Origin of the sequence: Streptococcus infantis (genome assembly GCF_000963255.1) — a bacterium.
Classification (GTDB): domain Bacteria; phylum Bacillota; class Bacilli; order Lactobacillales; family Streptococcaceae; genus Streptococcus; species Streptococcus nidrosiense.
The window spans coordinates 44,037-63,563 of record NZ_JYOV01000021.1; the positions used below are offsets into that span (position 1 = coordinate 44,037).

A 19,527-nucleotide genomic window follows, 5' to 3' on the forward strand; every position below is an offset into this window, starting at 1 on the left:
CATACTCTTCGAAAATCAAATTCAAACCACGTCAGCGTCGCCTTACCGTACTCAAGTACAGCTTGCGGCTAGCTTCCTAGTTTGCTCTTTGATTTTCATTGAGTATCAGCCTCCTCTTTTTACATTTATTTAATTATGGTTTGATAACTTCAACTCCACCCATGTATGGACGAAGAACTTCTGGAATGGTAACAGAACCATCTTCGTTTTGATAGTTTTCAAGGATAGCAGCGACTGTACGTCCAACAGCAAGTCCAGAACCATTCAAAGTATGAAGAAGTTTAACCTTACCATCGGCTTCATCACGGTAACGGATTTGGGCACGACGAGCTTGGAAATCTTCTGTATTTGAACAGCTTGAGATTTCACGGTAGGTATTTTGAGCAGGGATCCATACTTCCAAGTCATAAGTCTTAGCAGCAGAGAAGCCCATATCTCCAGTAGAGAGAGCAACCACACGGTATGGAAGGTTGAGTTTTTGAAGGATGTTTTCAGCGTTGGCTGTCATCTTTTCTAGTTCTTCGTATGACTCTTCAGGTTTGGCAAATTTCACCATTTCTACCTTGTGGAATTGGTGTAAACGAATCAAACCACGAGTATCACGACCAGCTGAACCAGCTTCAGAACGGAATGATGGACTCATAGCAGTAAAGTAGATTGGCAAGTCTTTTCCATCAAGAATTTCATCACGGTAGTAGTTGGTCAGAGGAACTTCAGCAGTAGGAATGAGGACGTAGTTCGTATCTTTCAATTCAAATGTATCTTCTTTGAATTTTGGATATTGACCAGTACCGAACATAGAATCATGGTTAACCATGTAAGGCGTGATGACTTCGGTATAGCCCTCTTTACCATGCTCATCCAACATGAAGTTGTAGATAGCACGTTCCAAACGAGCCCCAAGTCCTTTATAGAAGAGGAAGCGCGCTCCAGTTACCTTTCCACCACGTTCCCAGTCAAGAATACCAAGATCTTCACCTAGATCCCAGTGAGCTTTTGGTTCAAAGTCGAACTCGCGAGGAGTTCCCCAACGGCGAACTTCTACGTTATCGTCTTCGTCTGCACCGATAGGCACGCTATCAGCTGGGATATTTGGAAGTGTAGTAGTAAATTCAGTCAATTTCGCATCGATTTCTGCCAATTCAGCATCAAGAGCTTTGACCTCAGCAGATAGGGTTTGCATAGCTGCAATCTTGTCGTCTGCATTTTCCTTGTTACGTTTAGCTTGGGCAATCTCAGCAGAAACTGTGTTACGTTCAGCCTTGAGGGTTTCAACCTTAACCAAGATGTCACGTCGTTTGGCATCGATTTCTTTCATCTCGTTCAAGACAGCAGCATCTACACCACGTGTAGCTAGTTTTTCAGCGACAGCATCAAAGTCTGTACGAATACGTTTGATATCTAACATATAAACTCCTTTATGAAAAAAGCACACCCGACAAAGCGTTGGAGTGGCAGGGCCACGGTTCCATCCAACTTCACAGGTGTGCACTTGATTCTGTATTTGATTTAAAACAACGGTAGAATTTCAATTAAATCTTCTATCTGCTCGCAGCATCCGCAGACTTTCTGAAAGAAGGAAGTAAGCTACTTATCCGTTGCTATGATTATACTAAACTTTTTATTTTTTTGCAAATAGATTTTTAATTTTTCGACCAATGATTTGGACTAAGGTAGGAAGTTTGACTACCTTGTCATTTCCCAGTTTTTCACGAGCTATTTTAAGAATTTTTCCAGAGTCTTTTGAGGCGAAGAGAAATTTCCCTTGATCTGTAAAGACTTCAAAATGACGACTAACCTTGCGGCCTGAAACATTGGCTCCGATCTGATTAATGCTGGACCATGGGATTTGAATATAGTCCTCGACATTACGATCTGAGTAAAATTCTAGGGCATGATCTCCGACCAGAAATTTTCCAACCTTTCCTGTAATGGAGAGATAGGAGGTTCCAGTTGTTTGCAAGTCGACGACCTTGTTGAGGGATTGTGCCATGTTTAGTCTTCCTTATTTTCACCGAAAAATGCTTGGTAGAGAGCTTTAAGAGCGGCTTTTTCTTGGTCTTTATGGACAACAAACATGATAGAAACTTCACTAGAACCTTGAGACATCATTTGGATGTTGATGTTGTTCTCAGATAAGGCACGAGTGGCTGTAGCAGTTACCCCGATATGACGCTTCATTTTTTCCCCAACAATCATAATGATAGAGAGGTCGTGTTCGATTTCAGCGTGGTCTACCTCTGCTTTTTGGACTAATTGACGAAGGATTTCTTCTTCCTTGATCGGAGTTAATTCTCGTGAACGTAAGATGATAGACAGGTCATCGATACCAGTTGGCATGTGTTCCCAACCAATATTAAGGTCCTCAAGAATCTGAAGAACTTTACGACCAAAACCGATTTCGCGGTTCATCAAATACTTAGACATATTAATGCTGACAAAGCCAGAATCTCCAGCAATACCAACAACTGGGAATTTGTCGCTGCCATGTTGTAGCACAATGCGAGTACCTGGGTGGTCAGGGTTATTGGTGTTCTTGATAACCAAAGGAATTTTCCCACGGTAGGCTGGTAGAAGTGCTTCATCGTGTAGTACAGAGAATCCAGCATAGGCCAATTCACGCATTTCACGGTAGGTCAATTCAGGGATAGAGTGTGGCTTATGGATAATACCAGGGTGAGCTGCAAAGATTCCGTCTACATCAGTAAAGTTTTCATAGAGGTCAGCCTTGACACCAGCAGCGATGATGGAACCAGTAATATCTGATCCCCCACGTGAGAAGGTACAAATTTGATCTTCTTTCGTAACACCGAAGAAACCAGGGATAACAAGAACTTCAGTTGAATTTGTCAATTCCTCGATTTTATCGTAACTTGATGGGATGATACGTGCATTTCCAGGTTCGCTTGTCACAACGATACCAGCTTCTCTAGGATGAACATAACGCGCTTCCAAGCCATTTTGGTTAAAGTAGGCTGCAATCAATTTGGCATTGTTATTTTCTCCAGCTGCTAGAAATGTATCATAGAGAAACTTATTATCTTCAATTGGAAGAGTAGCCAGAGAGCGAATGCTTTTTGAAATTTTATCTAAAACGGCTGGTTTAAGACCTAATTCGCTAACCATAGCAGCATAGCGATCAATAATCCAATTTTGGCTTTTGCTAATGTCGTTTCCAGCTACATAGTCGCGGTAATATTTAATTAAGGCATCTGTCACCTTAGTATCTTCAGAATTGCGTTTACCAGGGGCAGATACAACCACAAAACGACGTTCTGGGTCACTTTTGACAATATTTAAAACTTTTTCTAATTGACTAGCAGAGGCAAGCGAGCTTCCACCAAATTTAACAACCTTCATAAGAACTCCTAAAGTAAGTATTTTATACGATTATAGCAGAAAGAGGGGCTTTTTTCAATCTGGAAAATGTCCTATATAATTGTTTGAACGTCTCATCAGGAAAGCTTATAATAAAGGTGTAGGGGGAAACCTCTTCACATATAAAGGAGTTGGGAAAGATGATTAAAAGAGTGTTTTGTTTAATACTATTCCTTACCTTCGTGATGATTCCTACAAGTATCGGAGCAACTTCTCATCCTCTTCCCAGTGGTCGTTTGACCGGAGAAGAATTAGCGATTGAGTATGCTCAGGAAGGTCAGATATCAGTTGAGAGGGCTAAAAATATCTTATCTATCGATTTTTCAGATAGTAAGTCAAGGACTTATCGAATTCTCTCTGAAAAGGTTATAGTCAATCCTAACTATGAAGCTAGAGTCAAGTTTTACTGTCGAACAGATGAAAGTGGACAATTTAGAGGAATCACGAAACTCTTAGCTGCAAGTCTGGTCAACAAGGACGGGGATAAGGAAGCTCCTTTTACAGGGAATCTTTTTGCCTACCTAGAAGATCCAAATCGTGTTTTTTACATGGTTTCAGGAGAATTCTACCATAAAGGATTCAACAAAGAACAGCTCTACCAGAGAGAAGGCGGGCGGATGATTGAAGTTATTTATGATTTCAAAGATGATGCAAGTACTGGTTTTCCTTCATTTTTAGAGAATAAACTAAGCTTTTAAAATCGGCCGAGACACTTTCGGTCGATTTTTCTCTTGTTTAATAAATCAAAAAAAGATATAATTTGAAAATAAAATAATTTAATCTTCGTTGTAAATTTAAAGGAGTGGTTATGAATCATATTCTCTATCAAGTTCAAGACGATTTAGCGATGATAACTCTGAATCGTCCCGAGGTGGCAAATGGTTTTCATATTCCTATGTGTCAAGAAATTCTAGAAGCATTGGAATTGGCTGAAAAAGATGCTTCGGTTTCGTTTATTCTCATCAATGCTGCTGGCAAAGTCTTCTCTGTTGGGGGGGATCTAGTAGAAATGAAACGTGCTGTAGATGAGGATGATATTGCCTCCCTCACCCAAATCGCGGAGTTGGTAAATACGATTTCTTATAAGATTAAACAAATTCCTAAACCAGTTATTATGGAGGTGGATGGAGCAGTTGCTGGGGCAGCAGCTAATATGGCTTTGGCAGTTGATTTCTGTATTGCTTCTGACAAAGCTAAATTCATCCAGGCCTTTGTAGGTGTGGGCTTGGCTCCAGATGCGGGAGGTTTATTCTTGCTTACACGATCACTTGGTGCGACTCGGGCAACGCAATTAGCTATGACGGGTGAAGCTTTCACAGCAGAAAAAGCACTGGAAGCTGGAGCTGTCTACCGTCTTTGTGCTAGTGATCAATTAGAAAAGACAAGAGAGCAACTATTGAAGAAGTTGAGACGAGGTTCTTCTAACTCCTATGCTGCTGTTAAGAAGTTAGTCTGGGAGAGCGAATTTAAGCAGTGGCACGAATACGCACAGCTAGAACTGGAATTGCAAAAATCCCTATCTTATACGGAGGATTTCAAAGAAGGTGTTCGTGCACATTCTGAAAGACGACGTCCAAAATTTATCGGAAAATAAAAAAATACTTGCACAATTTTTTGAAGTTTGATATACTTTTTTTGTCAAATGTTTTGATAGTTAAACTTTTTTGATAAGGGAGGGAAGAGAATTGGACTACCAACGGATCAATGACTATTTAACATCTATTTTTAATAACGTCCTGGTGATTGAGGAAGTGAGTTTGCGAGGTAGTCGTTTCAAGGACATCTCTATCAAGGAAATGCACACGATTGATGTGATTGGTAAGTTTCCAGATGTGACACCAAGTCAAGTGTCCAAAGAGCTGATGGTAACTCTAGGAACAGTGACAACTAGCTTGAACAACTTGGAACGAAAAGGTTACATCGAACGCTTACGTTCAGATCAGGATCGTCGTGTAGTACATCTGCATTTGACTAAGAAAGGTCGACTCGTACATCGTCTCCATAAACGTTTCCACAAGGCCATGGTCGAAAGAATTATCGAAGGCATGAGCCCAGAGGAAATGGATGTCATGAGTAAAGGTTTGACCAATCTTTATCAATTTTTGGAGGATTTGAAATAATGGCTTTTGCGAAAATAAGCCAGGTTGCTCATTATGTACCAGAGCAGATTATCACAAATGAGGATTTAGCTCAGGTTATGGATACGAGTGATGAATGGATTTCAAGTCGAACTGGGATTAAGGAACGTCGCATTTCTAAGACAGAATCAACAGGAGATTTGGCAACGGCAGTTGCAAAACAACTCCTAGAGAAGTCAGGGATTTCTGCTGAAGAGTTGGATTTTATCATTCTAGCTACGATGACACCTGACTCGATGATGCCTTCAACAGCCGCTCGTGTTCAGGCTAAAATCGGCGCTCACAAGGCTTTTGCCTATGACTTAACAGCTGCCTGTAGTGGCTTTATCTTTGCCCTATCAACTGCAGAGAAGTTTATCTTTTCGGGAGTTTATCGTAAGGGTCTAGTTATCGGTAGTGAAACCATGTCAAAAGCTTTAGACTGGTCGGATCGCTCAACAGCTGTCCTATTTGGAGATGGAGCTGGGGGCATCTTGTTAGAAGCAAGCGAAGAGCCACATTTCCTAGCGGAGAGTCTCAATAGCGATGGTTCGCGTAGTGAGTGTTTGACCTTTGGACAGACTGGTTTAACTTCACCATTTTCAAATCAAGAAAAACCCGATGCTTTCTTGAGAATGGATGGCCGAGCAGTTTTTGATTTTGCGATTCGAGATGTTGCTAAGTCTATAAAAAATACCATAGAAGAGAGTCCTCTGTCGGCAGAAGAACTAGACTATCTCTTGCTTCATCAAGCTAATATTCGCATTCTAGATAAGATGGCTAGAAAGATCGGTGTAGATCGAGACAAGCTTCCTGCCAATATGACCAAGTATGGAAATACCAGTGCGGCAAGTATTCCGATCCTACTTTCAGAGTGTGTAGAGGAAGGGCTCATTCGTTTAGATGGTAGCCAAAAAATTCTCTTGTCAGGCTTCGGCGGAGGTTTGACATGGGGCACGCTTATTGTTACAATTTAGGTAATCATGTGGTGAACACATTGTTATAAAAACTATTTATTTTAAAGGAGTCTATCATGGCAGTATTTGAAAAAGTACAAGAAATTATCGTTGAAGAACTTGGGAAAGACGCATCAGAAGTAACACTTGAATCTACTTTTGATGATTTGGATGCAGATTCATTGGACTTGTTCCAAGTGATCTCAGAAATCGAAGATGCTTTTGATATCCAAATCGAAGCTGAAGACAACTTGAAAACAGTTGGTGACTTGGTTGCTTACGTTGAAGAGCAAACAAAATAATTAAAATAAATGAAGAAGGAGTAGGGGGGACCCGCTCCCTCTTGTTTAGGTAATAGTTTGACTGTCAAATTATAATGTAGTCGAACTATTACGTAAGCAAGACATATGGAGGCACTATGAAAACACGTATTACAGAATTATTGAATATTAAATATCCTATCTTCCAAGGTGGAATGGCCTGGGTTGCAGATGGTGACCTTGCTGGAGCTGTTTCAAAAGCAGGTGGTCTAGGTATCATCGGTGGAGGAAATGCTCCTAAAGAAGTGGTTAAGGCCAATATCGATAAGATTAAATCTTTAACAGACAAACCTTTTGGTGTCAACATTATGCTTCTGTCTCCATTTGTTGATGATATTGTTGACCTCGTCATTGAAGAAGGGGTTAAGGTAGTCACAACTGGCGCAGGAAACCCAAGTAAATATATGGAGCGATTCCATGAAGCGGGAATCACCGTTATTCCAGTAGTTCCTAGTGTTGCTTTGGCTAAACGGATGGAAAAAATCGGTGCAGACGCTGTTATTGCAGAAGGTATGGAAGCAGGTGGACACATTGGTAAATTAACAACTATGACCTTGGTTCGTCAAGTTGCAGCTGCTGTTTCTATTCCTGTTATCGCTGCTGGCGGTATTGCAGACGGTGAAGGGGCTGCTGCTGGCTTTATGCTTGGTGCAGAGGCTGTGCAAGTAGGGACTCGTTTTGTAGTTGCTAAAGAATCAAATGCCCATCCAAACTATAAAGCTAAAATTTTAAAAGCTCGTGATATTGATACAACGATTTCGGCACAACATTTTGGACACGCAGTTCGTGCCATTAAAAACAAATTGACTCGTGATTTCGAGCAAGCTGAAAAAGATGCCTTCAAACAAGAAAATCCAGATTTAGAAATCTTTGAACAAATGGGTGCAGGAGCCTTAGCTAAAGCTGTTGTCCATGGGGATGTGGATGGCGGTTCAGTGATGGCCGGCCAGATTGCAGGTCTGGTTTCGAAAGAAGAAACTGTTGAAGAAATCTTAAAAGATATTTACTACGGTGCAGCTGAAAAGATTCAAGCAGAAGCTGCTCGTTGGGCAGGAGTTACAAGAAATGACTAAAACAGCCTTTCTATTTGCAGGTCAAGGAGCCCAGTACCTTGGAATGGGACGTGAACTATACGACCAATATGCTATCGTCAAGGAAACAATTGACCAAGCTAGCCAAGTATTAGGCTATGACCTCCGTGACTTGATTGATAATGATGAAACAAAGCTACATCAGACTCGTTACACGCAGCCAGCTATTTTAGCTACGTCCGTTGCTATTTACCGTCTTTTAAGGGAGAAAGGTTACCAACCAGATATGGTGGCAGGTTTGTCTCTTGGAGAATATTCTGCCCTTGTAGCTAGTGGTGCCTTGGATTTTGAAGCTGCAGTGGCTCTAGTTGCCAAACGTGGGGCTTATATGGAAGAAGCAGCACCAGCAGGATCAGGGAAAATGGTGGCTGTCCTCAATACACCAGTTGAAGTGATTGAAAAAGCTTGTCAAGACGCTTCTCAATTTGGTGTTGTAACTCCAGCCAACTACAATACGCCGAGTCAAATTGTTATTGGTGGGGAGGTAGTTGCAGTAGATTGTGCAGTTGAACTTTTGCAAGAAGCAGGAGCAAAACGTTTGATTCCGCTCAATGTTTCTGGGCCTTTCCATACAGCTTTAATGGAATCTGCTAGTCAAAAATTAGCTCAAGCCCTGACAGAAGTTGAATTTTCTGACTTTGCTTGTCCACTTGTTGGTAATACAGAAGCGAAGGTCATGGAAAAAGAACGTATTGCAGAACTTTTGACTCGTCAAGTCAAGGAGCCTGTCCGTTTTTATGAAAGTATTGCAGTCATGCAAGAAGCGGGTGTCACTCGTTTTATCGAGATTGGACCTGGTAAAGTCTTGTCAGGATTCGTCAAAAAGATTGATAAAACAGCTCAACTTGCTAATGTAGAGAATCAAGCAAGTCTACAAGCACTCTTAGAAAATTAGACCAAACTGGTAGAAGTTCTGAAAGGAGAAAAATGAAACTAGAACAGAAAAATGTCTTTATTACAGGCTCAAGTCGAGGAATTGGTCTCGCCATTGCTCATAAATTTGCCAGCTTGGGAGCCAATGTTGTCTTGAATAGTCGTGGTGAAATCTCCGAGGAGCTTCTAGCCGAATTTAAACCATACGGGGTGAAGGTTCTTGCTATTTCTGGTGACGTTTCTGATTTTGCGGACGCAAAACGTATGGTAGACCAAGCCATTGAAGAGCTGGGTTCAGTTGATGTCCTAGTGAATAATGCTGGGATTACTCAAGATACTCTCATGCTCAAGATGACAGAAGAAGATTTTGAGAAGGTCTTGAAAGTCAACCTGACAGGGGCTTTCAATATGACACAATCAGTCTTAAAACCGATGATAAAAGCTCGCGAAGGTGCTATCATTAATATGTCTAGTGTTGTTGGTCTCATGGGGAATATCGGTCAAGCAAACTACGCTGCATCCAAAGCTGGTTTGATTGGATTTACTAAATCAGTAGCACGTGAGGTTGCTAATCGCAATGTACGCGTCAATGCTATTGCTCCAGGAATGATTGAATCAGATATGACTGCGGTTCTATCTGATAAGGTGAAAGATGCTATGTTAGCACAAATTCCGATGAAACAATTTGGCCAAGCAGAGCAGGTCGCAGAGGTGACAGTCTTTCTTGCAAGTCAAGATTATCTAACGGGACAGGTCATTGCAATTGATGGTGGACTAACCATGCAATAAGAGTTAAAATAGAGGTATGAAAATGAAACTAAATCGAGTAGTAGTAACAGGTTATGGATTGACATCTCCAATTGGGAACACACCAGAAGAATTTTGGAACAGTCTTAAAAATGGAAAGATTGGAATTGGTGAAATCACCAAATTTGATCACAGTGCTTTTGACGTTCATAATGCAGCAGAGATCCAGGATTTTCCGTTTGATAAATACTTTGTAAAAAAAGATACCAATCGTTTTGATGACTATTCTTTGTATGCCTTGTATGCAGCTCAAGAAGCAGTGAACAATGCTAATCTTGATGTAGAGACTCTTGATAGAGACCGCTTTGGTGTCATCGTTGCATCAGGTATCGGTGGAATTAAAGAAATTGAAGATCAAGTGCTTCGACTTCATGATAAGGGACCAAAACGTGTAAAACCATTGACACTTCCAAAAGCTTTGCCAAACATGGCTGCAGGAAATGTTGCTATGCGCTTTGGTGCCAATGGGATTTGTAAATCTATCAATACTGCTTGTGCTTCATCAAATGATGCTATCGGGGATGCTTTCCGTTCTATCAAGTTTGGCTTCCAAGATATCATGTTGGTTGGTGGTTCAGAATCATCTATTACTCCATTTGCGATTGCAGGTTTCCAAGCCTTAACAGCTCTTTCAACAACAGAAGATCCAACTCGTGCTTCTATTCCATTTGACAAAGATCGTAATGGATTTGTCATGGGTGAAGGATCAGGTATGTTGGTTCTTGAAAGCTTAGAGCACGCAGAAAAACGCGGGGCAACTATCTTAGCTGAAGTTGTTGGTTACGGTAACACTTGTGATGCCTACCATATGACTTCACCACATCCAGAAGGACAAGGGGCTATTAAAGCTATCAAACTTGCCTTGGAGGAAGCTGAGATTACACCAGACCAAGTAGCCTATGTCAATGCTCATGGTACCTCAACTCCTGCTAATGAAAAGGGAGAAAGTGGAGCGATTGTAGCTGTTCTTGGTAAGGAAGTACCTGTATCTTCAACTAAGTCATTTACAGGACACTTGCTCGGTGCAGCTGGTGCAGTTGAAGCCATTGCAACAATTGAAGCAATCCGTAACAACTATGTACCAATGACAGCTGGAACAACAGAATTGTCAGATTACATCGAAGCAAACGTTATTTATGGACAAGGCTTGGAACGTGAAATTCCTTATGCTATCTCAAATACTTTTGGATTTGGTGGGCATAATGCAGTTCTTGCTTTCAAACGTTGGGAGAATAAGTAAAGATGAATTTAAATGAAATCAAAGACTTGATGGCGCAGTTTGACCAGTCGAGCTTGAGAGAATTTTCTTATAAAAATGGAACGGATGAGTTGCTCTTCAGCAAGAATGAAGCAAAACTTGTTGTAGAAGCAAGTCCAGCACCTCAACCTGTGGTTCCAGCAACTGCACCTCAAGATCCAACTTCAACACCAGCTGTAGAAGCAGTTTCAGAATCAAATGTTATTGAATCTGTAGCTGAAGGAGATCTAGTAGAAAGTCCACTTGTCGGAGTTGCTTACTTGGCTGCGGGACCAGACAAACCTAATTTTGTTTCAGTCGGAGATACTGTTAAAAAAGGTCAAACCTTGGTCATCATTGAAGCCATGAAGGTCATGAACGAAATTCCAGCACCTAAAGATGGTGTTGTAACAGAAATTCTAGTTGAAAATGAAGAAATGGTTGAGTTCGGGAAAGGCTTGGTACGTATCAAATGATTGATATTCAAGGAATTAAAGAAGCTTTGCCTCACCGTTATCCCATGCTCTTAGTGGATCGTGTCTTAGAAGTTAGTGAAGATACAATTGTTGCCATTAAAAATGTAACGATTAACGAACCTTTCTTCAACGGACACTTTCCAGCCTACCCTGTAATGCCAGGTGTCTTGATCATGGAAGCTTTGGCACAAACAGCGGGTGTTTTGGAATTATCAAAGCCTGAGAACAAAGGGAAGTTGGTTTTCTACGCTGGTATGGACAAAGTGAAATTTAAAAAACAAGTTGTTCCTGGTGATCAGCTTGTCATGACAGCAACTTTTGTCAAACGTCGTGGCACAATCGCCGTAGTAGAAGCGAAGGCAGAAGTAGATGGTAAGCTTGCAGCAAGCGGTACTCTGACCTTTGCTATTGGAAACTAGGGAGGTTTTCCATGTTTCGTAAGATTTTAATTGCCAATCGTGGTGAAATCGCTGTTCGTATTATTCGTGCGGCACGAGAATTAGGAATTGCAACAGTCGCTGTCTATTCGACTGCTGACAAGGAAGCTCTCCACACGCTTTTGGCTGATGAGGCTATCTGTATCGGCCCTGGGAAGGCTACAGAATCTTATCTGAACATCAATGCCATCCTATCAGCTGCAGTCTTGACTGAAGCTGAAGCTATTCACCCTGGATTTGGTTTTTTAAGTGAAAATTCCAAGTTTGCAACCATGTGTGAAGAAGTTGGGATTAAATTTATCGGACCATCAGCTCGTGTCATGGATGTCATGGGAGATAAAATTAACGCCCGTGCTCAAATGATTAAGGCAAATGTGCCTGTCATTCCAGGATCAGATGGAGAAGTCCATACTGCAGAAGAGGCTCTGGCTATTGCCGAAAAAATTGGTTATCCAGTTATGCTGAAAGCTTCAGCTGGAGGTGGTGGTAAAGGGATTCGTAAGGTTGAAAGAGCAGAAGATCTCGTGTCAGCCTTTGAAACAGCCTCTAGTGAAGCCAAAGCCAACTTTGGTAATGGAGCTATGTACCTTGAGCGTGTGATCTATCCTGCTCGCCATATTGAAGTACAGATTCTTGCTGACCAAATGGGACATGTTGTTCACCTAGGTGAGCGTGACTGTTCGCTTCAACGGAATAACCAAAAGGTTTTAGAAGAAAGTCCTTCGATTGCTATTGGAAAAACCCTTCGTAATGAAATTGGTGCAGCGGCAGTTCGTGCAGCGGAGTCTGTTGGTTACGAGAATGCTGGTACCATTGAATTCCTACTAGATGAAGCAAGTGGGAAATTCTACTTTATGGAGATGAATACGCGTGTCCAAGTGGAACACCCAGTAACCGAATTTGTATCTGGTGTGGATATTGTCAAGGAACAAATCCGTATCGCAGCAGGTCAACCATTGACTTTGAAGCAAGAAGATATTGTTCTAAAAGGACATGCTATTGAGTGCCGTATCAATGCGGAAAACCCAGCCTTTAATTTTGCACCAAGTCCAGGTAAGATTACCAATCTTTATCTACCGAGTGGTGGTGTTGGCTTACGTGTAGATTCTGCAGTTTATCCAGGGTATACCATTCCGCCATACTATGATAGTATGATTGCTAAAATTATTGTTCATGGCGAAAATCGTTTTGATGCTCTCATGAAAATGCAACGAGCTCTTTATGAACTCGAAATTGAAGGGGTTGTCACCAATGCTGATTTCCAACTTGATCTGATTTCAGATCGTCGCGTGATAGCAGGGGACTACGATACTTCATTCTTGATGGAAACTTTCTTACCATACTATCAAGAAAAAGAATAATGTAATACTCTTCGAAAATCTCTTCAAACCGCGTCAGCTTCGCCTTGGATTATATATGTGACTGACTTCGTCAGTCTTATCTACAACCTCAAAGCAGTGCTTTGAGCAACCTGCGGCTAGCTTCCTAGTTTGCTCTTTGATTTTCATTGAGTATAAAAATAGTATAAGACTGAAAAGGGGGATGTATGGCTCTATTTAGTAAAAAAGATAAATATATTCGAATCAATCCCAATCGTTCGACTGTAAATCAACCTCAGATCAAGCCAGAGGTTCCAGATGAGCTCTTCTCCCAATGTCCAGGTTGCAAATATACGATTTACCAAAAGGACTTGGGGAGTGAGCGAATATGCCCTCACTGTGGCTATACCTTCCGTATTTCAGCTCAAGAGCGTTTAGCTTTAACCATTGATATGGGGACGTTTTTGGAAATGTTTAAAGGGATTGAGACCCAGGATCCTTTGAATTTTCTAGGCTATCGTAAAAAATTGACTTTGATGCGTGAAAAGACAGGTCTTGATGAGGCTGTTGTAACAGGAACAGCTTTGATTAAGGGAGAGAAGGTTGCCCTTGGCATCATGGATTCTAACTTTATCATGGCATCGATGGGGACAGTTGTTGGTGAGAAAATCACTCGCTTGTTCGAATATGCGACCGCTGAAAAATTACCTGTCGTATTGTTTACAGCTTCTGGTGGAGCACGAATGCAGGAAGGAATCATGAGCTTGATGCAGATGGCCAAAATCTCTGCCGCAGTCAAACGTCATTCCAATGCAGGTCTCTTTTATCTGACAATCCTTACTGACCCGACGACTGGAGGAGTAACAGCTTCCTTTGCAATGGAAGGGGATATCATCTTGGCGGAACCTCAAAGTTTGGTAGGTTTTGCTGGACGCCGTGTGATTGAAAATACAGTAAGAGAAGACCTACCAGAAGACTTCCAGAAAGCAGAGTTTTTACTGGAACATGGTTTTGTGGATGCAATTATTAAACGGCGAGAATTGCCAGATACGATTGCTCGATTAGTAAGACTACACAGGAGGGAGAGTTGATGAATATTGCGAAAATCGTTAGAGAAGCTCGTGAACAAACTCGCCTAACAGCCTTGGACTTCGCAACAGGAATTTTTGATGATTTTATTGAGCTGCATGGGGATCGCTCCTTCCGTGATGATGGTGCTATTATTGGTGGTATCGGTTGGTTGGAAGATCAAGCAGTGACTGTTGTTGGAATCCAAAAAGGTAAAAGTTTACAAGATAATCTTAACCGTAACTTTGGTCAACCTCATCCTGAAGGTTATCGAAAAGCCCTTCGTTTGATGAAACAAGCAGAAAAGTTTGGTCGTCCAATTATAACCTTTATCAATACTGCTGGTGCCTATCCTGGTGTAGGCGCAGAAGAACGTGGTCAAGGTGAAGCCATTGCTCGAAATCTCTTTGAAATGAGCGACCTAAAAGTGCCCATAATCGCCATTATTATTGGTGAAGGGGGCTCTGGTGGAGCTCTAGCTCTAGCAGTAGCTGACCGTGTTTGGATGCTAGAAAACTCTATCTATGCAGTTCTCAGTCCTGAAGGCTTTGCTTCTATTTTGTGGAAAGATGGCACGCGTGCCATGGAAGCAGCTGAGTTGATGAAAATCACTTCCCATGAACTTTTAGAGATGGAAGTCGTAGATAAGGTTATTTCAGAGAGAGGTCTCTCTGCCAAAGAGCTGCTAGCTCGTGTAAAAAATGAACTTCAAACAGAAATTGAACAATTAAAACAATTATCGTTGGAGGAACTTTTGGAAGAACGTTATCAACGCTTTAGAAAGTATTAAAAAGAAAGCTAGAACTAAAAACGGTTCTAGCTTTTTGGTTTCTCTCAAAAAATTCATTTCAGGATAAAAAATTGATAGTTGAGGAAATGGAACTGAGAGTCGTAAAAAAAAGATGTATATTATATAATAAGGAATGATAATCTATAAGTGCTCCAGAGAATAGACTAGGTTTTTATAGATTTTATGCTGTGCTAGGTCAGTATATAACTGATAAACTGAATAGGGGAATGTTATTCTTTCCCTCCATCAAGGTAATTTTAATTTTTTTAAGGAGTGAGTATGAAAAAACTAGGGCATTTGGGAGTCTTTATCTTACTGCTATTTCTATCGGTTTATCTACCAGAGTTAGGGATTGTGCATCTGACTAAGTTTTTAGGATGGGGATAGATGGCTATTCTATCTTTTTAACAGTTGAAGTAATAGCTCTTTTGCTATTATTTATCTACTGGCTCAAAAAGAAAGAGATGCTCTATATTTTTGAAAAAAGGGGTTCTAAGAAGTCAAGATTCTTTTACCTTGTAGTTGGTCTAGTGGCTACTTATTTTGATCGTAAATTGGTGGATGCTTTTCAGTTACAGTTTCATCACTTTATTGATAACAAGTATATCTTTCATGACCTTCTTTCGGTCCTATACTCCAATGGGCAACCAACTTTTCTATCAACTGTTCTCAGTTTTAGTTTAACAGTAGTCGTCGGACCTATATTGGAGGAACTGATCCATAGAGGGTACTTTATGAATACCTTTTTCCCCCAATCCAAGTACTATCTGGATGTTATCCTATCTGCTCTTATCTTTGGACTTAGTCATTTGATCCTAACTCACCGAGATTCTATCAGTTTGATCATTTATAGTTTAGGCGGTCTCTTCTATGCCCTGCTCTACCGTTGGACAAAGAATCTAAAAATCACAATCCTTTGCCATAGTTTTTTCAACTTTCTCGCTTATGCCAAGCCCATCTGGATTTTTGTTTATAATTATGTCTATTACCACTTTTTTAGATAGTGGAAGGCAAAGAAAAAAGTGTTTGATCGGAGTCAAACACTTTTTCTATATTATTTAATCTTCTTCTGTCACAAATTGACTGAGGAGTCCATTGATGAAACGGGCTGACTTTTGATCTGAAAAGCTCTTAGCAAGTTCAATAGCTTCGTTAACAGCTACGAGCTGAGGAGTATCAAATGAAGTGATTTCAAAAACTCCTAGGCGTAGTAAATTCTTTTCTACCAAAGTCAGACGATCGATGGTCCAACCAGTTTTCAAATGTTGTGTGATTTGTTTGTCCAGATCATCCTTTTTAGCTTGGACACCAGAAACGAGCTCTACAAGGAAGTTAGGAAGTTGTACGTCTGTATCTTCGCGATCATGTGTGTAGGCGAAGATACAAGCAGTTTCTAAATCTGAACCATATTCAAGACTCATCAAGGCTTGGAAAGCACACTTACGTAGTTCACGTCTAGATTCTAATAATGGACTAGTCATTGAGGAAGTCCTCGTCGAATAAGTCTTTCAATTCTGGTTTTGGTGTTTTATCTGGAACGATACCTGAAACGTGAATGTTGACAGCAGAGATTTCAACATCAGCCATGTTACGGACAGCATCCTTAACAGCTTTCTGGATAGCCATAGCAACCTTAGGAACTTTGACACCGTACTCTAGGTAGAGGTAGATATCAGCTGTGAGCTCATCGTTTGCTTCTTTTAGATATACGCCACGACCAAGAGAAAGTTTTGAAAGGGTGTCAGATACTGATTTGTTTGAAAAAGAGTGTACGCCTTCAACTTTCGCAGTTGCAATAGCAATGATTTTTTCAAGTACACGTGGGGCGATGACGATTTCGCCAAGTTGTTCTTCAATTCCCATAGAATGACCTCTTTCTAGTTTCTAGAGATTAGGCGCGAGAAACGTAAGTTCCTTCTGCAGTGTTGATAATCAATTTTTGACCTGCTTCGATGAAGTCTGGAACGTTCACGACAAGACCAGTTTCCATTGTTGCTGGTTTACCAGAACCTGTAACAGTAGCACCTTTGATAGATGGTTGTGTTTCAGCAACTGTCAATTCAACAGTAGTTGGTACAGTCACACCGATTACTTCAGTTCCGTAGAATTGGATTTTTACATCTGAGTTTTCAAGGATGTAAAGCAATTCGTTTTCAACATTCACAACAGGAATTTCGTATTGGTCGTAAGTTTCTGTGTTCATGAAGTAAGCTGTGTCGTCCATTTTGTACAAGTATTGAGCTGGAACTGTTTCGATGATTGCTTGCTCAAATTTTTCTTCTGGGCGGTAGCTTGTTTCAAAAGTTGAACCAGTGCGGACATCACGCAATTTCATACGCATGATAGTGTTTCCTTTACCTGGTTTGTGGTGGCTAGCTTCCAAAACGCGGATCAATTTTCCTTCAGCTGTTTCAAAAGTCATACCAGCCTTTAGTTTACTTGCTTCAATCATGTTTTTACCTCTTTAATAAATAGTTTACTCTTTATTGTACCATAAAATGCAATAATTCTCAAATATCAGATGAGCTTGAATTAGTTGACTGGTACGATATTTCCTTCTTCATCTTTGGTTACGAGAACATACTTACCGTCTACCTCGATGTAAAAGTTCTTGCTTGCAGTTTGCCCGTTATTTTGAACAGGAGCTTGAGTTTGGGCTTGTTGGTTGAGTTGACCGCCAAGTGTTTGTCCTAGATTCATTCCCATAATCATGTTCATACCATTGCCATTGCCTTCATTGTTAGCAGCAGCGATGAGAGCTTCATTACGAGCACGACGTTCTTCAATCTCAATCGTATTGTACTTCATAGCGACAAGCTCGCTATCAAGCTTACGGACAATATCTAAGCTTTCTTGATCATAGCTCAAATCTTCAAGTAGAATGTTGGTTGTTTCAATTCCATAAAGTCCTGCCCATACCTTATTAACTTCTTGTTTTGCTAGCTCATTGAAAGTATCTTGATTGGCATTAAGGCTATAGATATCTACCTTGTTTTCATTGGTAAATTTAGCAATTGCAATGGCAATCTTTGGTGCGATATTTTGTCGAAGTGTTCCTTGAGCTACATTTTGTAATGTAAAGGCTTTATGGTCTTCAATTTGTTGACTGATGGAGCTGACATAGAATAGGACTGGATCAGCAACTTTGATATCAAATAAGCCGTAGAAGCGGATGTTAAGTAATTGTTGATAACGTTCACTGAAGTATTCTACAGCATTCTGTGTACCGAATTTATTTCCGGCAACGGGTTGCATACGAATAAAGATGATTTCTTGTTGGGTAATGACTTGACCACCAAATGAGAAGCGGTTTTTGAAATTTTCCCAAGTGCCCTTTAGGCCACCTTTTTCAAGAAGCCAGGCATTGTCTCCAGAACGCCATTCGTGGCTACCAGCTTCTAAGACGTCTCCAAGGAAGGTACCGTTGTTCACTAGAATAGCGACATAGCCTTGAGGAACAATAACGACACTACCGTCTGTTAGTAGTCCAGTGTTTTGATTGCTTTGTCTAGATTTGCCATCTGGATCTTTTGAAAGAAGTTGGCCTTTAATGGCCAAAGCATCGGCTGTTAGGTTATTTGGAAGTACGATAGCTTCTTTAAATTTGCTATCGTTGAAACTATTAAGCCCTGAAGATAGGGCGGCACGAATAAATCCCATAATTTCCTCCTAGTTATATAGTTCGTCTTCATCCACAACTTCATAGGTATCAAGAACCCATTGATTTGGACTACGTGTGAGTTCAGCTCCGCAGTATTCACATTGGCTAATAGCTGAGATTTTAAGTGGAGCACCACAGTTTGGACAGTGGTCGCTAACAGCTTCATCTTGAACATTGTTTTCAGTTTGGCTACCATGTTTGCGGATGAAGTTCATTTGATAAACTGTAAATAGATCTTGTTGAGGGTCTCCTTCGATAACCTTACGAGTCTTATCATCGATAACATAGTCTCTGAGTGTAGATGAAAGGATAACCACTAAAGTATCATTTCCATCAGGATTTTCATAGAAATCTTTGATGCGAATATTTTCAACATAGACTTTTTCTAAAACATTGGTTGTTTTTGCCCGAATATGATCTTCGAGTTGTGTACTATGTTGGGAATAGAGACTAGTACTTTCGAGAGAGCGAACCAAATTCCAATCCTTTTTAGTCCAGGCTGCCTGCAACTGAATATAGACTTCTTTAACCCATGAAGCGAAGGCATCAGCATCAAAGTTTGGATCGCCATATTTGATACGACTAACAGCTAGTGTGTTGTGTTCTACTCGACGATGGCTAGGTGGATTATATCCAGTTGAACTACCGTAAGACTTGCCAGAAGATGAATTCAGGTCGTTTAGATATTTGATGAACATGTAGAGTAAGAAACCTCCAACACCAAACATGATAAGCATGTTCATACCAGTACCTAAAGAACCACCTGAACTAGAGGAGCTACTTCCAGAGCGATAGCTACTTTTATAAGAGGAGCTGCGACTTGAGCTACTGCGGCTGCTACTTCTTGAACTGCTTCGGCTAGAGCTACCACTTCGCGAATGGCCAACGCCAGCATCAATTGAGTTAAATGGTGTGAAGAATAACAACAATAAACAAGTGGCGAGAAGAGTATATAACTTTTTCATATGTCTCCTAACTATGTGAGTATAAAAATAGT

Annotated in this window: 22 protein-coding genes and 1 pseudogene; 15 read left to right on the forward strand and 8 right to left on the reverse strand. The window is 40.8% G+C overall.

Annotated elements, in window-relative coordinates:
• Positions 1-133 precede the first annotated feature (133 nt).
• The 3 genes from serS to TZ96_RS08295 all read right to left on the reverse strand — a co-directional run bounded on the left by serS (position 134) and on the right by TZ96_RS08295 (position 3,360).
• On the reverse strand, positions 134-1,408 hold the full coding sequence (gene serS / locus TZ96_RS08285; protein WP_045763674.1) for a serine--tRNA ligase: 1,275 nt from the start codon (positions 1,406-1,408) through the stop codon (positions 134-136).
• 213 nt (positions 1,409-1,621) lie between these two features.
• Positions 1,622-1,993, reverse strand: coding sequence for a DUF956 family protein (locus tag TZ96_RS08290; protein ID WP_045763675.1), 372 nt, complete (start codon positions 1,991-1,993; stop codon positions 1,622-1,624).
• A gap of 2 nt (positions 1,994-1,995) precedes the next feature.
• Entirely contained in the window at positions 1,996-3,360 is a 1,365-nt protein-coding gene (locus tag TZ96_RS08295; RefSeq protein ID WP_045763676.1) for an aspartate kinase, read from the reverse strand.
• Positions 3,361-3,518: 158 nt separating this feature from the next.
• Here TZ96_RS08295 and TZ96_RS08300 point away from each other — a divergent pair, with 158 nt between their 5' ends.
• From TZ96_RS08300 to TZ96_RS10720, 15 genes and pseudogenes are all read left to right on the forward strand, one after another.
• On the forward strand, positions 3,519-4,076 hold the full coding sequence (locus TZ96_RS08300; protein WP_045763677.1) for a hypothetical protein: 558 nt from the start codon (positions 3,519-3,521) through the stop codon (positions 4,074-4,076).
• A 110-nt stretch (positions 4,077-4,186) separates the two neighbouring features.
• On the forward strand, positions 4,187-4,972 hold the full coding sequence (locus TZ96_RS08305) for an enoyl-CoA hydratase (protein WP_045763678.1): 786 nt from the start codon (positions 4,187-4,189) through the stop codon (positions 4,970-4,972).
• Between the two features lie 91 nt (positions 4,973-5,063).
• On the forward strand, positions 5,064-5,498 hold the full coding sequence (gene fabT, locus TZ96_RS08310; protein WP_000386343.1) for a fatty acid biosynthesis transcriptional regulator FabT: 435 nt from the start codon (positions 5,064-5,066) through the stop codon (positions 5,496-5,498).
• Entirely contained in the window at positions 5,498-6,472 is a 975-nt protein-coding gene (locus TZ96_RS08315; protein ID WP_045763679.1) for a beta-ketoacyl-ACP synthase III, read from the forward strand. Before fabT ends, TZ96_RS08315 begins: the two co-directional genes overlap by 1 nt.
• A gap of 56 nt (positions 6,473-6,528) precedes the next feature.
• The gene (locus TZ96_RS08320; RefSeq protein ID WP_000257840.1) at positions 6,529-6,753 is read left to right on the forward strand and encodes an acyl carrier protein; all 225 of its coding nucleotides are present in this window, start codon (positions 6,529-6,531) and stop codon (positions 6,751-6,753) included.
• 116 nt (positions 6,754-6,869) lie between these two features.
• The gene (gene fabK, locus TZ96_RS08325; protein WP_045763680.1) at positions 6,870-7,844 is read left to right on the forward strand and encodes an enoyl-[acyl-carrier-protein] reductase FabK; all 975 of its coding nucleotides are present in this window, start codon (positions 6,870-6,872) and stop codon (positions 7,842-7,844) included.
• A complete protein-coding gene (gene fabD / locus TZ96_RS08330; protein ID WP_045763681.1) occupies positions 7,837-8,757 on the forward strand; it encodes an ACP S-malonyltransferase in 921 nt (306 codons plus the stop codon). The genes fabK and fabD overlap by 8 nt, the downstream gene beginning before the upstream one ends.
• 32 nt (positions 8,758-8,789) lie before the next feature.
• On the forward strand, positions 8,790-9,524 hold the full coding sequence (fabG, locus tag TZ96_RS08335) for a 3-oxoacyl-[acyl-carrier-protein] reductase (RefSeq protein ID WP_045763682.1): 735 nt from the start codon (positions 8,790-8,792) through the stop codon (positions 9,522-9,524).
• A gap of 22 nt (positions 9,525-9,546) precedes the next feature.
• Positions 9,547-10,782 (forward strand): beta-ketoacyl-ACP synthase II, encoded by a 1,236-nt coding sequence (gene fabF / locus TZ96_RS08340; RefSeq protein ID WP_045763683.1) that lies wholly within the window; start codon positions 9,547-9,549, stop codon positions 10,780-10,782.
• A 2-nt stretch (positions 10,783-10,784) separates the two neighbouring features.
• Positions 10,785-11,255: an acetyl-CoA carboxylase biotin carboxyl carrier protein gene (accB, locus tag TZ96_RS08345; RefSeq protein WP_045763684.1), complete on the forward strand. Its 471-nt coding sequence runs from the start codon at positions 10,785-10,787 to the stop codon at positions 11,253-11,255.
• Positions 11,252-11,674 (forward strand): 3-hydroxyacyl-ACP dehydratase FabZ, encoded by a 423-nt coding sequence (fabZ, locus tag TZ96_RS08350; RefSeq protein WP_006145014.1) that lies wholly within the window; start codon positions 11,252-11,254, stop codon positions 11,672-11,674. Before accB ends, fabZ begins: the two co-directional genes overlap by 4 nt.
• Before the next feature lie 11 nt (positions 11,675-11,685).
• Complete coding sequence (gene accC / locus TZ96_RS08355; RefSeq protein ID WP_045763685.1) at positions 11,686-13,053, forward strand: acetyl-CoA carboxylase biotin carboxylase subunit; 1,368 nt, start codon at positions 11,686-11,688, stop codon at positions 13,051-13,053.
• Between the two features lie 185 nt (positions 13,054-13,238).
• Positions 13,239-14,102: an acetyl-CoA carboxylase, carboxyltransferase subunit beta gene (gene accD, locus TZ96_RS08365; RefSeq protein ID WP_045763687.1), complete on the forward strand. Its 864-nt coding sequence runs from the start codon at positions 13,239-13,241 to the stop codon at positions 14,100-14,102.
• A complete protein-coding gene (locus TZ96_RS08370) occupies positions 14,102-14,869 on the forward strand; it encodes an acetyl-CoA carboxylase carboxyl transferase subunit alpha (protein ID WP_045763688.1) in 768 nt (255 codons plus the stop codon). Before accD ends, TZ96_RS08370 begins: the two co-directional genes overlap by 1 nt.
• A 279-nt stretch (positions 14,870-15,148) precedes the next feature.
• Positions 15,149-15,873 (forward strand): annotated as a pseudogene (locus TZ96_RS10720) (lysostaphin resistance A-like protein).
• 54 nt (positions 15,874-15,927) lie between these two features.
• Here TZ96_RS10720 and nusB read toward each other — a convergent pair.
• The 5 genes from nusB to TZ96_RS08400 all read right to left on the reverse strand — a co-directional run bounded on the left by nusB (position 15,928) and on the right by TZ96_RS08400 (position 19,495).
• Entirely contained in the window at positions 15,928-16,350 is a 423-nt protein-coding gene (gene nusB / locus TZ96_RS08380; protein WP_045763689.1) for a transcription antitermination factor NusB, read from the reverse strand.
• The gene (locus TZ96_RS08385; protein ID WP_000510582.1) at positions 16,343-16,732 is read right to left on the reverse strand and encodes an Asp23/Gls24 family envelope stress response protein; all 390 of its coding nucleotides are present in this window, start codon (positions 16,730-16,732) and stop codon (positions 16,343-16,345) included. Before TZ96_RS08385 ends, nusB begins: the two co-directional genes overlap by 8 nt.
• 28 nt (positions 16,733-16,760) lie before the next feature.
• On the reverse strand, positions 16,761-17,321 hold the full coding sequence (efp, locus tag TZ96_RS08390; protein ID WP_000568646.1) for an elongation factor P: 561 nt from the start codon (positions 17,319-17,321) through the stop codon (positions 16,761-16,763).
• Positions 17,322-17,401: 80 nt separating this feature from the next.
• Positions 17,402-18,529: an SPFH domain-containing protein gene (locus TZ96_RS08395; RefSeq protein ID WP_045763690.1), complete on the reverse strand. Its 1,128-nt coding sequence runs from the start codon at positions 18,527-18,529 to the stop codon at positions 17,402-17,404.
• Positions 18,530-18,538: 9 nt separating this feature from the next.
• On the reverse strand, positions 18,539-19,495 hold the full coding sequence (locus tag TZ96_RS08400) for a zinc-ribbon domain-containing transport protein (protein ID WP_045763691.1): 957 nt from the start codon (positions 19,493-19,495) through the stop codon (positions 18,539-18,541).
• Between the last annotated feature and the right edge of the window lie 32 nt (positions 19,496-19,527).